Source organism: Thermonema sp. (genome assembly GCF_026003375.1).
Taxonomy (GTDB): Bacteria; Bacteroidota; Bacteroidia; order Cytophagales; family Thermonemataceae; genus Thermonema; species Thermonema rossianum.
In genome coordinates this window covers 159,866-173,378 of the sequence record NZ_BPHD01000002.1, presented here as the reverse complement: position 1 = coordinate 173,378, position 13,513 = coordinate 159,866, and the positions used below count along the sequence as shown (strand labels likewise).

The window sequence follows — 13,513 nt, the reverse complement described above, 5'->3', positions numbered from 1 at the left end:
GCAAAAGGCAGTTAGTGAAGATAAAAACGATGGGGCTGCTTTTTACTAATCAATCAACAAACGGAGGCGCTGAATAGTGCCATGCCGGCAGAAGGGGCAGGCGGTACATAAAAGGGCATGGCGCTCTTCAGCTCAATCCTTTGCCACGCCTTTTGGCTTGTGCTGTGTGGCAGCGCTTGTCTGCTTGGCTATTGAGGGCTTTTTTCCTAAATTGAGGGCAAAATATAGCATGCATGTTAGACTCTTTGCGTAAGCACATTGAAACATCACTCGAAGCAATACCTTACCCCGAAGCCCCCGCCAACCTTTATGAACCCATACGCTATATTCTTTCATTGGGCGGTAAGCGCATTCGTCCGGTGCTTGCTTTGATAGGCTGTGGTCTGTTCGATGAGCAGTGGCAAAAAGCCACCCCCGCCGCTTTGGCTATAGAGCTGTTTCACAACTTCACCCTGATGCACGATGACATCATGGATAAAGCCCCCATACGCAGGGGTAAGCCTACCGTGCATCACCGCTGGAATGAGAGTGTCGCCATCTTGTCGGGCGATGCCATGCTGGTCAAAGCATATGAGCAGTTGATTCAAACCCCTACTGCCGAACTGGTGCGTTTGTTGTCTTTGTTCAATACCTGCGCACTGCAAGTGTGTGAGGGGCAGCAGTATGACATGGATTTCGAGCAAAGGGCAACGGTCAGCCGCCAAGAATACCTTAAGATGATACGCCTTAAGACGGCCGTCCTGTTGGGATTCAGTCTGCAAGCCGGAGCTTTGGTGGGCGGAGCCGGCTTGGCCGAGCAGCAGGGGCTGTATGAGCTGGGCGTCAATATGGGCTTGGCTTTTCAGTTGCAAGACGACCTGTTGGACGTATATGCCGAGAAGGACTTCGGCAAACGCATCGGAGGCGATATTGTCGCCAACAAAAAAACCTTGCTGTTGATTGAGGCTTTGGAGCGCGCCGATGAGCATCAACAAAAACAGTTGTTCTTTTGGCTGAATACAGAAAATTTCGACCCCAACGAAAAGGTGAAGGCAGTCAAAGAAATATACGACGCCATTGGCGTGCGTGCTTTGGTGGAAGAGCAGATGCAGCTGTATCACCGGAAAGCCGAAAAGGCACTCAATACCTTGCGTTCGCACTGCCGCCCCGACTTCGTGGCTTTGCTGGAGCAACTGATGCAAAAGCTTCTTGTCCGTAAAGTGTAATTTTCAATACCCGTCTTTTTCAAAAACTTACATTTATTTATGCAACACTATCAACAATACATCGAAGCAAACAAAGAGCGGTTCTTGCAAGAACTGTTTGATTTTCTGCGCATTCCGTCGGTGAGCACCGATCCTAAGTTCAAGGATGACGTAAAGCGGGCTGCCGTCTTTTTGCGCGATAAGTTATTGGAAGCCGGCGCCGACAAAGCACAGCTTTTCGAAACAGCCGGGCATCCTATTGTGTATGCCGAAAAAATAGTGGACCCCCAAGCACCTACGGTACTGGTGTATGGGCACTACGACGTGCAGCCGGCCGACCCCTACGAGCTGTGGGAGAGTCCGCCCTTCGAGCCTGTCATCAAAAAGACAGACATTCACCCGGATGGCGCCATCTTTGCCCGCGGTGCCTGCGACGATAAAGGGCAGGTGTATCTTCAAGTCAAGGCATTTGAAACCATGGTGAAGACCAACGACCTGCCTTGCAATGTCAAGTTTATGATTGAAGGGGAGGAAGAGTGCGGTTCCGATAACCTTGAGCCCTTTTTGAGGGAATACAAAGATATGTTGAAAGCCGATGTGATACTTATTTCCGACACCAGCATCATCAGCAACGATACCCCTTCCATCGAATGCGGCTTGCGTGGGCTTTCTTATGTGGAGGTAACCGTGACCGGACCCAACCGTGACCTGCACTCGGGTGTGTATGGTGGGGCCGTTGCCAACCCCATCAACGTGCTGTGCGAAATGATAGCTTCGCTCAAAGACGCCAAAGGGCGTATCACCATCCCCGGATTTTATGATAAGGTACAGGAGTTGAGCGCCGAAGAGCGGGCTTTGATGGCACAAATACCTTTCGACGAAGAGGCGTATAAGAAAGACTTGGGGGTTGAAGCTCTCTTTGGCGAAGAAGGCTATACCACCATCGAACGGGCTTCCATACGTCCTACCTTGGATGTAAACGGCATTTGGGGCGGTTATACGGGCGAAGGTGCAAAGACTGTACTGCCTTCAAAAGCACACGCCAAAATCAGCATGCGCTTGGTGCCTGACCAAGACCCCGACGAAATCACAGAGCTGTTTACCAAACATTTCCTTTCCATTGCGCCGCCCTATGTGAAGGTAGAGGTGCATCCGCACCATGGCGGTAAGCCGGTGGTGACGCCCATCGACTCGCCCGGCTTTCAGGCGGCAAGCCGTGCTTTCGAGCAGGCTTGGGGCAAAAAGCCCATCCCCACACGTGGCGGGGGAAGCATACCTATCGTAGCTTTGTTTGAAGAAATCTTGGGCTTGAAGAGTGTGCTTATGGGCTTCGGTTTGGACTCGGATGCCATCCATTCGCCCAATGAGCACTTCGGTCTGTTCAACTTTTACAAAGGTATAGAGACCGTACCGCTCTTTTATCAACACTTCAAGGAGTTGGCAAAATAAGGGCATAAGCAACAGAAGCAAAAAGCGCCACTTGTGGCGCTTTTTGTCCTTTAGTGTCCATGATACATTTCGAGCTTTTCCCTTGTCGTTTCGAATTCCCTTTCTTATCACTTCGGTTTCCCCTTTGTCATTTCGAGCGTAAGCGGGAAATCCCCTTTTGGGGGTATGGTTTGACGAGATGTCTCATTCCGTTCGACATGACAAGCTGCGCTTACGCTCCGTTCGACGCGACAAAGCACATGTGCTTTGAAAAAGTGCCTCGCTTCATTTGAGCTGACAGCTTTTGTTCATTTTTTGTATCTTCAGACTAAAACCAAAAAACAAACCATGCGCACTTATCTGCTTATTTTCCTGGTCATCATAGCCCTTGCCATGATAGGTATAGGCATTGCCATGAAACTACTGCCGCCGGCATTGACAGGCGTGGGCTTTCTTGTCATCGCTTATTTGCTGCATAACTCACCCAAGCACCATCCATAGGCGCCACAGGCTGCAAAACAACAAGCTGACCAAGGCAATGGGGAGTAATACCTTCCAGCAAAGTGTCATGAGCTGATCTACGCGCAGGCGTGGATAGGTCCAGCGCATCACGATTTGGAAAAAGACCAGCAGCAGCATCTTGCTTGAGAGCCACACCACAGCCCAGATGGTGCCGCTTACGGAAGTGCCTGCGGCCGTCCAGTCATTGAGGCGTAAAAAGCCGAGGTTGGGCAAAGGCGTATGCCATCCGCCAAAGAATAAAATCACGGACAAAAGACTCACCAAAATCATCATGCCGTACTCTGCCAGAAAGAAGACGGCAAAGCGAAAGCCGGAATATTCGGTATGATAACCACCAATGATTTCCGACTCGCCTTCGGGAATATCGAAAGGTGCACGGTTGCACTCTGCCAAGGAGGTGATGTAAAAAACCAAAAAAGGCACCAGCAAGAAAGGAAAGCGCACGATATTCCAGGTGAGCAGTCCTCCATAAGCGCGCAAATCGGCCGGCAGGGCAGGCAGCCCCAGCCAGTGCAGGGAGCTTGGTGCCCGGCTTCCCTGCATCTGCACAATGAAGCTCAAATCCACACTTTGATAGAGCACCACCACCGAAAGCAAGCTCATGGTAAGCGGCACTTCATAGGAAACCATTTGAGCTGCCGAACGCATGGCGCCGAATAGTGAAAATTTGTTGTTCGAAGCCCAGCCGGCCATCAAAATGCCTATGACGTCGAGTGATACGATGGCCAACAGAAACAATAAGCCTGTTTCCAAAGAGGCGTGTTGTATGGGCGGCGCTATAGGAACCACCGCAAAACCGGCAAAAACAGCCGGGAATATCAAAAAAGGCGCGATGCGAAACAGCCACTTGTCGGCAGCTTGTGGCACGATGTCTTCTTTTTGCAGAAACTTGAGCAGGTCGGCTACCGGCTGAAGCAAGCCATAAGGACCTACTTCGGTGGGTCCCATGCGGTCTTGGATGAAAGCGGCTATTTTACGCTCTGCATAAAAAACAATAAGCACATTGACCAGTACAAAGCCCAGATAGATGCCGAAGGCAAGCAGTGTGTCCATGTAGTATCTTCTTTGCTGCTTTACAAAAGTAGTAAATCATAGCCTAAATGAATGAGCGCATCGCCGGCATTGACTACCGGGTTGTTGTTCAAGCCGATGATATAGCCTTCATGGGGGGCTTTCACAAGGATGCGCACGCTGCCGTAGGGGTCGGTGATTTCGGCAAGGCGTTGCCCCTTCTTTACATAGTCGCCATATTCTACCAAGCTATGGAAAATGCCGGCTGTGCGGGCGCGCAGCCAGCTGGTTTTTTGTAATACTTTTGTAGGATACACAGCCGGGGGCGGGGGATCGCCCGTAATCATGCCCATGCGGTGCATCAGGCGCATCACGCCGGCAATGCCTTCTTCTACAGACAGCTTGTCGATACGGCTCGATTCGCCGCCTTCGTACACCAAAACAGGTTTGCCCAGCTTGGCAGCGGCTTTGCGGAAAGAGCCTTCTATCAGCCCGGAATTGAGTATAAAAGGGGGGGCAAAAGCTTTGGCAAGCGCTACGTTTTGTGTCTCTTTGAAGACACAACGCAACTGCGGAAAGTTGCTCAAGGCTTTACCGCCGGTGTGGAAGTCCACGCCGAAGTCGATATGGGGTACTATTTCGTTCATGAGCACATGGGCAATGCGCCGTGCCAGCGAGCCGGTGGGTGCCCCCGGAAAGCTGCGGTTGAGGTCCTTGCCGTCGGGCAGGGTGCGACTGCCTTGCAAAAAACCGTAGATATTCACCAGCGGAATGGCAATGACGGTGCCCGCATCGGGATGCAGCCGTTTTTCGGCAATGAGGCGCCGCAAGATGGCAATGCCGTTGATTTCATCGCCGTGGATGCCCGCAGTGAGCAGCAGGGTAGGTCCGGCAGCCTTCCCCTTGTAAATAAAAACGGGCATGTCAATCAAGGTATGAGAGGGCAGTCGTTCAATTTCTATGTCTATGCGCTTGAACTGCCCGGGTAGAATGTCGTCGAGGTCTATCATGGAACGGAAGTATTGCTTTTAGCATATGAAAAAAGCCCGGCTTACCGTTTGTAAGCAGAGCTTTCGGCTTGTGAGTGTGTTCGTTTATGGAATGTAAGAGACTTCTACCGGGAAGCGTTTGCCTTTGGCGCCCAAGGCTTCATAGGCGGCTTTCGATATTTTGATAATGACTTTGTTGCGTACGTCCGATTCGGGCAGCTTGCCAATAATACGCACAAATACATTTTCGCCATTGGCTTGGTTCTTCACGGCGATGATGGTGCCAATGGGGGCATCTTTGTGTAAGCCCACATAGCTTGATACCGATTCGTCTTCGATGACCTCGCCCATGCCTTTCTCTATGATTTTTTTGTAACCGGCCACTTCCACGGTTTGCACGGCATCTTCATATTCTGTTGACGGGGCGTCCGGTACTTCATTGCTGACTTCTTGCGGCTTTTCTTCCGGCTGCTTGCTTTCCTTAGGCGGAACGCTCTTGTTTACTTGGGGCGAAGGTTGCTCTTTGGGTGTGGCAGCAGGAGTGGTGGTCTGTTTGTCCGGTGCTGCACCGCTTTGTTTTTTAGGATAGATGGTCAGTTTTTGCCCTACGTCCAGCGCATCGCTTTCCAGACGGTTCCACTCTTTGATGTCGCTGACCTTTACACCATAGCGTTTGGCAATGACATAGAGGTACTCGCCTTCTTGCACCTCGTGCACGATGGCGGCGCTGTTTTCTTGCTTGCTTGCGTAGATGGTTTGCCGAGGATCCGACACTACCAGCACCTGACCGGCATAAATATTATTGTCGGCAAGTCCGTTCCAGCGCTTGATGTCTTCCACCTCTACGCCATATTGCTTGGAGATGCGATAGAGCGTTTCGCCGGCCTGCACGGTATGTTTTTTTACACCTTTGAGCGTGTCGCGCTGTGCCGAATACACGGCCGGCCGGTACTTTTTGTAGGGGATGCGTATCAAGTCGCCTATTTTCAGTATTTCAACATGGGGGTTGGCTGCCTGTATCTCTTCTATGCTTACACCGTAGCGCTTTGCCAAGGTATAGAGTGTTTCTTTGGGTTCCACTTCATGGATGATCCATGCTTTGGTGCCGTCTTTCGATACTTCCAGACGCACAGAGTCGGCAGGAACAGGCATGGCCTTCACACGGGCAGGGCTCAGGTTTATCAGCGCAAAAAGCACACAGACATTGAATAGTGATAAAATGTATCGCATAGCTTACAAATAGTTTCTTTCTTGGCGTTTAGCTTTCTTCTTTTTCTAATTGGAAAGATATTAATTCCGTACGATTTTTAATAACAATCAGTTCATTTTTTAGCACAAAGAACAGGTCGGCATAGGTGTTGCGCAGTTTGCTGTCGAGCATGAAATGCAGATAGGGGGTGCCTTCATTGTCGCTTACCAGCAGGTAATAATCGAAGTAATTTCCATTTTTCAGGTAATAGCCTAAAATGTGCCAGTCGTCCAGCTCTATGTAATCGATGACTTTTTGCGGGTAGTTTTCTTTGGAAAAGATTTGAACGAATTGGGCGAGGGTGTCGAAGTGGGGGTGGTGTTCGTTGTATTGCAGCGGGCTGACAGCCATTTGTTCAAATAGGCGGCGAATGCCTTGCTTGGGGCGGTTGATGCTCTGCGGTTTGCCCGTATGCAGGTTCAGGGCACTGTATTTGGGCAGCAGTTCGCCGCGTTTGAAAACCACCAGGGCATCTTCTTCTTTGAGCAGGGTGTAGTAGGCGTATTCGTGGTTTTCCCACAGCTTTGTTTGTTGGAATATATCATAAACGAAGAAGCCCCGTTGGGTAGGTTGTTTTTCGTCTTCGTAATAGAAAAAGACAACCTTGCCTTTATGAGCGGCGCCCATACTGATCCACCAAGGGTCATCAAAGCTTTTGTCTGTCCACAATAATTTGTGCTTAAGCAGGTCTATCACCGAAAAGTAGGTTTTACGCTCTTTCTTGTCGCGCAACTCTACTACCAAAAGGTCTTCTACGTCGTCGGTAAGGACACGCCAGATGGGCAGCTTGAAGGCATGATGAAAGTTGACCGGAAGGTTTTCTACTGTTTTCATAGAAATGTTTTTTCACTTGGTTAAGGGAAGGTATAATGATATAAAATTAAGCTACTTTTTTGGGAAAAAAGTAAAAAGCACAAATAAAAAAGCCAAGTAGTTGGTAATAAAGGCAAAAAGCCTACCACAGACGGCAGGCTTTTTTTGATTGCAGAAAAAGTAAGGCGCTTAATGCGGCAGTTTATCGCGCAGGAAGCCGTAGGCCATGGTGCCCAGCACGGCAGCACCAATCATAAGCGCAAAATGCAGGAAGCCGGCGCCCAAGCCAATGAACATGGGTCCCGGGCAGGCACCGGTCATAGCCCAGCCCAAACCAAAGAGGATGCCCCCAAAAAGGTAGCGCTTATAAGTGGGGGCTTTGGGCGGCACTACGATGCGCTCGCCCCGCACGTTGCGGATGATGCCTTTGCGTATCAGCCAGTGGATGAATATGCCGAGCACTATGGCTGTGCCAATGACACCATACATGTGGAAGGCGTGGAAATGAAACATTTCAAAGATGCGAAACCAAGAGATGACCTCTGCCTGCACCATGATGACGCCGAAGGCAATGCCTACAACAAAGAAGCTAATCAGCTGACGCAATGCCGGTTTTTTGTTTTTATTTTCGATGGGTTTATCTGCTACTTTCATTGTGTACTTTCAACTTTAGAGGTTCAACATTATCCCAAAAGGAATGGAATGATTAGATAGGTGCTTATGAGCCCGCCAATAAAAAAGCCTATCACGGCTACGAGTGAGGGCAACTGCAGATTGCTTAATCCACTGATGGCATGCCCGGAGGTGCAACCACCGGCCCAGCGGGCACCGAAGCCCACCAAAAAGCCGCCTACGATAGTAAGCACCAAGCCGGCAGGGCTGCCGAGGTTTTCAAGAGAAAAGATTTCCATAGGATAAAAGCCCTGCTGCGGGTCGATGCCCATGGAGGCCAACAAGGTGCGGGTAGCTTCCGACAGGTTCAAAGCTGCGCCTTCGGGATACATGAAGTGGTAAGCAATGAAGCCCCCCGCCATACTTCCCAGCAAAAAGCTCAGGTTCCAGCTTTGGTGGCGCCAATCGATGTCGAAGAAGTCGCAACGGCGCCCTACGCCGGTCATGGCGCAGATGGTGCGGAAGTTAGAAGAAACACCAAACGATTCGCCCAGCCATAAGAGTGCCAACATCACAAGGGCAATGCCTGCGCCTGCCCAGTACCAGGGCAGATAGGCTTGTGCTTCTACGAACAATTGATTCCAGATTTGTTCCATACAGTTTCAGGATTTTTTTTTGCAAATATATGAAAATATGTTAATTATTGCAATTTGTAGCTTACGAGCAAGTGAAACAAAGCCAGGTTGAGCTTTCCGAAACGCTGTGCATCGTTGAGCTTTTGTGTGAGGGGCGTTTTGTAGGTAATGAACGCCGAAAGGTTCCAGTGTGCGTGCCGGTAGCTTAGCTCCGTATTGAAATGCTGATAGGTAGCCAAGCCGTAGCGGTTCGAGGCATAGTTGCCGGGGGCGGGAGTTTGGTGCCATCCCCAGTCGGTACGCAGCTGCCAGTGTTTGCCCCAATGCGTCCGGTGCTCAAGCACGACTGCTTGGGTGAAAGCAAGCCCTTCGCTTCGTTCGCGTCTTTGAAAGGTAAAAAACGGGTCGCGTCCCCACTCGCGGGGAAAGGTGAAGGGGGCATTGCCGTTCAAATACAAGTAACTGATGCCCAAGTGGTGCTTGGCGGCAGGCGTGTAAGACACCTTTGTCCCGAGGCTATAGTTGTAGCCTTTAGCGGGGAAGTAGTACCAGTCCGTGGCAGTGTTGGCATCGCCCTGCCATTTGTTTTGATAATGCCCCTGCCAAGCTACCGTCCATTGAGGGTGCAGGCGGGCGCTTCCTTCGGCATAGTAAAGGGTGAACAGACGGTCGGCGGCGTAGGCGTAAAAGTCTTGCCGTATGCTATTGCCATGCAGCCCCCCATGGACAATAAACAGGTAGTCGCTGTCTATGTTACCGGCATAAGCATGAGGGGTGCCGTCGGCAGCCCTGCCCGAGGGATACAGACCTATGCTCTCTTCTATGCTGCGCCAACCATCGGTATTGCGTACCCACACGGCTTGAATGCCATAGCCTTCCAGCAGCCATTGTTGGTTTTTCCATTGCAGATGCGCCCCTTGGGCAAGAGTCGGAATCATGCGTCCGTCTTGCGGGTTGAAGAAGGGCGTCTTGATGCGCATGCGCCCATACGCTGCCTGCCATTGCTTGGCATGAAAGCGCACATAAGCTTCGCCTATGTCGCTGATATGGCGGTTGCCGGGGTTATTCACATCAAGCAACCCGATGGCATAGCGGCTGCCTTTGCCTGTAAGGGGGTCGGGGGTGTCGAAGTTGCCGCCGATAAGCTGTGCGCTGTAAAAAGCAGCCGCTACTTCCCAGCGTTTGCCTGCCCGCAGGCTTGCTTTCAGATGCCCGCCGGTAGTCAGAGCATAAAAATCTTTGGGTGCGCCTTCGTTCAGTTCATACAAGAAATAATTGCGCCACTCGCCCGAAGTCTGCAGGCGGGGCAGGCTGTCGGCAGCAGGCTTTTGCTGAGCCATCAGTGGAGCATGAAGGGTAAAGTAAGTGAGGATAAGAACAAAATAAGTGCGCATGGTTTTATTTTACGTTTTTGCCACCATAAAACTCAATGATGGGCGGGAAAGGTCCGTATTTGTGTTGTATGGGCGGAAAAGTGTCGGCATATGGTCCATAGGGTGCCGATACCGGTTTGCGTTCAAGGCTGCCGGGATAATCTTTCTCTTTGCCCGGCTTGCGGGGGCGTGGGTGGTGATAGGCATTGATGAAGGCGGCTACGTCGTAGGCTTCTTCATCGCTGAGCATGGGGGCATCGGCTGTAGCCCCAAAAGGCATATTGGCTTTGATGAACTTGGCAGCAGTGATCAGACGATGCATGCCGGCGCCGTCGTTGTAGCTGTCGGGTCCCCACAAGGGCGGGTATTGATAGCCGCCGGCTTGGTTGCGCACGCCTTCGCCGTTTTTGCCATGACAAGAAGCGCATTTCAGCTCGTAAATCTCTTTGCCGCGCAGGGTGTCGGCAGGGCGGTCGGGCAGGGTGATGTCCGGCAAGCCTGTGCCCTTGATTTTTTCGCCTGTGGGCACGCCACGGCTAATCCACTGCATGTAGGCAACCATGGCGCGCATTTCGCGGCTATCGACAGGCAAGGAGCGCCCGTTCATACTGCGTTCCATGCAGCCGTTGATGCGTTCTTCTATGCTGCCTACTTTGTTTTCACGCCTACGGTATTGCGGAAAGCGCCCCACCACACCTACGTAGGGAATGCCGTAATACTTGGTGCCGGCATCGAGGTGGCAATTTTGGCATGCCAGGCGGTTGCCCGCATAACGCATCTTAGGATTGGGGGCGTCCGGTCCCAAATATTTGTAAGTCTCGTGAATGAGGGCATAGCCATAGCGTACCAAACTGTCGTAGGGGCTGTTGCCCAGACTGCTCAAATCGGGCTTTTTGAAAAAGTCTTTCGTGCCGGCTTGGGCAGTGTTTGCTGCCGTCATGGTGGGCACCGTGGGCGCAGGTGCGGGCTGTGCCACCTGTTGGCGCAACTGTTTGTTTTCTTGCAGCAGCCATACGTCCAATCCCATGAGGATGATGACCACCAGCCCAAAAGCAAAAAGCAACAGCACGATGATTTGCAGCAACTTGGCTATGAATTCAGATGTTTTCATGGTTTGTCTTCATTTGAGAATACTTTTCAATAGGCAAATATATAAACATTTTTTCATATGAAAAAAGTTTGCCTTGTTTGTTGCCGGGATAAGCTTGCCGTGCCCTTTTATGGCAGAAGCAGGTCGTAGTTTTTCATGCTGAATCTCAGGGCACTTGTCCTTTCGAGCCGAATGCAGTGAGGTGAGAAAACTCAAGCTCATTAAACCAAAATTTATCTTTTGTCATGTCGAACGAAGTGAGACATCTCGTCAAACCATGCCTTTTTCCCCAAAAAAGAGATTTCTCGCTAACGCTCGAAATGACAAAAGGGGGCACTCGAAGTGATAAGAGAAAAGAAGGTGCTTGAAAAAAGCAAAAGACCTTGAAAAAACTACTTTTCATTTCGAATGAAGCCCGGCGGAGTATGTCCTTTCGAACGGGGTGTAAGCGTAGCTTATCCTTTCGAACCGCATGCAGCTTGTCATCTCGAACGAGCGTGAGCGAGTGAGAGATCTCAATCAAGCCAAGCTACAAGAGGCAAAAGAGACTTCTCGCTAACGCTCGAAATGACAAAGAAAGAGCACGAAGCAGATAAAAGGAATCCTTGAAAGAGCAAAAAAGGAACCTTGATAGAACAAAGAAAGCTACAAAGGCAAAGAAAGAAGGAGGAGGCAAAAAGAAGAGGCAAACAAAAAAGCCCTTTCTTACGAAAGAGCCTTTTCAGAAAAAAGACGGGCAGTCTTAGTTGAGTCTATAGGGAACAATGAGCGTAAACTGCGGAATCTGCACATGGAACTCTTTGTTGTCGAGCAGGCGCCGCATCAGGTAGTAGCCATACATTTTGCCTATGTCGGTGCGCAGGTTGCAGCCCGATACGTATTCGTGTTTTTGCCCGGGTTCTATGACCACCTGTTTGCCCCGCACGCCGGCGCCTTCCACTTCTTTTATCATCCAATTGGAGTCGAAGACAAACCAGTGCCTGCGCATCAATTGAATGGTGTAGGGGCTTTGGTTTTCGATGATAATGCGGTAAACAAAGACATAGTGGGCATGCAAAGGACTCGAGTAGTCGGGTTGGTATTCGGTTAGTACACTGACACGCACCCCCTCCGTAACTTGTGTAACCATAGCGTTGCAGTTCTTGTGAGTGAAGTTGTTCTTTAAAATAAAGGTACTAAGATTGCCTTCGACACACAAGAAAATGTAGGAAAAAAGCGCTAATTTTTTGTTTTTGAGGGGGTTGGGTGCCAAATGCCGGATATTCGGCAGCAAAAAGGCCACCGGTCGTTTATCTTTCTCGAAAAACAATGCGTTCTTTTACCCATGAAGAACGCCCTTCCAAGTCTGTTTCTACACGGTGTATGAGTAAAACCAGCGGTTTGGACGATACACCTTCTACTAAATTTTGCAGGGTTTCTTCCCATGTATCGCCTAAGTACATATCGAGCCGGATGGTAATGGGCTCAATAAGTGCTTCGAATGTGGCAGTTGCGCGGTTGTAACTAAACAGGTGATAAAACTTGTAGTTACTGGTAAACCACATGGGCAATACGCCTATTTCATCGGCACCGTCGCCGGTTAAATCGCCTTCGTTGACCAAATAACCACTGACCGCACTCTGTACTTCTATGGGTTTTAAGTTGGGGTTGGAAAAAATGACATATCCCACGCAAGGCTCATATACACAACCCATCTCTACACTGGGAGCAGCATACAGCCATGCATACTCTTTGACACCATCGCCATTAAAATCGCCTTCCACGGCAGGCACATGTCCATATTCAGCGATGCTATAGGGTTCTCCCTGCGCCTGCAGGGAAGATATGCCGTAAATATGCATTGCAACAAGGAGTATTCCTTTTGCCAATAAAGCCCGGTACCTACAAAGCGGATTCATAAAAGCTGATTGACAAATCTATGTCTATTTCAATTCCACATTGGTGCGATTAAAAGGAATATAAGGATTGTCCTTTGCAGTAGCCGGAATGTATTTCAATTCCACATTGGTGCGATTAAAAGACACCGCGCACCGTGCTCATTAGCGTATTAAGTATCATTTCAATTCCACATTGGTGCGATTAAAAGATGTAATGCCCTCCGAGGAGTTCATATATACCGCCAATTTCAATTCCACATTGGTGCGATTAAAAGGTGAGGTTTACGACTATGCAGCTTCAAAAACAGCTTTTGATTTCAATTCCACATTGGTGCGATTAAAAGCTGCCATACCTGAGTGCCGTCGAGGGTCATCTGCATTTCAATTCCACATTGGTGCGATTAAAAGATGTAATGCCCTCCGAGGAGTTCATATATACCGCCAATTTCAATTCCACATTGGTGCGATTAAAAGTTTTTGTCAAAGTTACGTATTTAGACGACTTTGCAATTTCAATTCCACATTGGTGCGATTAAAAGGGGCGAATTTGTCACACGAGCTGGAATTCGTTGCCATTTCAATTCCACATTGGTGCGATTAAAAGTAGAAGTTAAATTTATATAGTATAAAAAAAAGTTATTTCAATTCCACATTGGTGCGATTAAAAGATATGGTCTTGAATATGTTATTAAAAATTGGCACGAATTTCAATTCCACATTGGTGCGATTA

Annotated in this window: 13 protein-coding genes and 1 CRISPR repeat array (1 of these 14 only partly in view); of the genes, 3 read left to right on the top strand and 10 right to left on the bottom strand. The window is 49.6% G+C overall.

Going from position 1 to position 13,513, the window contains the following annotated elements:
• Window positions 1–233 precede the first annotated feature (233 nt).
• From QVE43_RS05790 to QVE43_RS05780, 3 genes are all read left to right on the top strand, one after another.
• Window positions 234–1,205: a polyprenyl synthetase family protein gene (locus QVE43_RS05790; RefSeq protein WP_288005083.1), complete on the top strand. Its 972-nt coding sequence runs from the start codon at window positions 234–236 to the stop codon at window positions 1,203–1,205.
• Between the two features lie 39 nt (window positions 1,206–1,244).
• Window positions 1,245–2,633 carry a dipeptidase gene (locus QVE43_RS05785; protein WP_288005081.1) on the top strand — a complete coding sequence of 463 codons (1,389 nt, stop codon included), beginning with the start codon at window positions 1,245–1,247 and terminating at the stop codon, window positions 2,631–2,633.
• Between the two features lie 327 nt (window positions 2,634–2,960).
• Window positions 2,961–3,113: a hypothetical protein gene (locus QVE43_RS05780; protein WP_288005080.1), complete on the top strand. Its 153-nt coding sequence runs from the start codon at window positions 2,961–2,963 to the stop codon at window positions 3,111–3,113.
• On the opposite strand, the gene nuoH is transcribed toward QVE43_RS05780, so the two are convergent.
• From nuoH to QVE43_RS05730, 10 genes are all read right to left on the bottom strand, one after another.
• The gene (nuoH, locus tag QVE43_RS05775; RefSeq protein WP_038032089.1) at window positions 3,093–4,187 is read right to left on the bottom strand and encodes an NADH-quinone oxidoreductase subunit NuoH; all 1,095 of its coding nucleotides are present in this window, start codon (window positions 4,185–4,187) and stop codon (window positions 3,093–3,095) included. The two genes, QVE43_RS05780 and nuoH, sit on opposite strands and share 21 nt — an antisense overlap.
• Before the next feature lie 20 nt (window positions 4,188–4,207).
• Entirely contained in the window at window positions 4,208–5,155 is a 948-nt protein-coding gene (locus QVE43_RS05770; RefSeq protein ID WP_288005079.1) for a succinylglutamate desuccinylase/aspartoacylase family protein, read from the bottom strand.
• 84 nt (window positions 5,156–5,239) lie between these two features.
• Window positions 5,240–6,364 carry a LysM peptidoglycan-binding domain-containing protein gene (locus tag QVE43_RS05765; RefSeq protein WP_288005077.1) on the bottom strand — a complete coding sequence of 375 codons (1,125 nt, stop codon included), beginning with the start codon at window positions 6,362–6,364 and terminating at the stop codon, window positions 5,240–5,242.
• A gap of 28 nt (window positions 6,365–6,392) precedes the next feature.
• Entirely contained in the window at window positions 6,393–7,217 is an 825-nt protein-coding gene (locus QVE43_RS05760) for a DUF4905 domain-containing protein (RefSeq protein WP_288005075.1), read from the bottom strand.
• Window positions 7,218–7,385: 168 nt separating this feature from the next.
• Entirely contained in the window at window positions 7,386–7,850 is a 465-nt protein-coding gene (locus QVE43_RS05755) for a DUF6691 family protein (RefSeq protein ID WP_288005073.1), read from the bottom strand.
• Between the two features lie 29 nt (window positions 7,851–7,879).
• Window positions 7,880–8,464, bottom strand: coding sequence for a YeeE/YedE family protein (locus tag QVE43_RS05750; RefSeq protein ID WP_051633324.1), 585 nt, complete (start codon window positions 8,462–8,464; stop codon window positions 7,880–7,882).
• 44 nt (window positions 8,465–8,508) lie between these two features.
• A complete protein-coding gene (locus tag QVE43_RS05745) occupies window positions 8,509–9,837 on the bottom strand; it encodes a hypothetical protein (protein WP_288005070.1) in 1,329 nt (442 codons plus the stop codon).
• A gap of 4 nt (window positions 9,838–9,841) precedes the next feature.
• The gene (locus QVE43_RS05740; RefSeq protein WP_288005068.1) at window positions 9,842–10,927 is read right to left on the bottom strand and encodes a c-type cytochrome; all 1,086 of its coding nucleotides are present in this window, start codon (window positions 10,925–10,927) and stop codon (window positions 9,842–9,844) included.
• 721 nt (window positions 10,928–11,648) lie between these two features.
• Complete coding sequence (gene apaG, locus QVE43_RS05735; protein WP_038032121.1) at window positions 11,649–12,035, bottom strand: Co2+/Mg2+ efflux protein ApaG; 387 nt, start codon at window positions 12,033–12,035, stop codon at window positions 11,649–11,651.
• 160 nt (window positions 12,036–12,195) lie between these two features.
• Window positions 12,196–12,747 carry a hypothetical protein gene (locus QVE43_RS05730; RefSeq protein WP_288005065.1) on the bottom strand — a complete coding sequence of 184 codons (552 nt, stop codon included), beginning with the start codon at window positions 12,745–12,747 and terminating at the stop codon, window positions 12,196–12,198.
• Window positions 12,748–12,830: 83 nt separating this feature from the next.
• Window positions 12,831–13,513: direct repeats of the CRISPR family, unit length 30 nt; unit sequence ATTTCAATTCCACATTGGTGCGATTAAAAG (it continues 4,107 nt past the right edge of the window).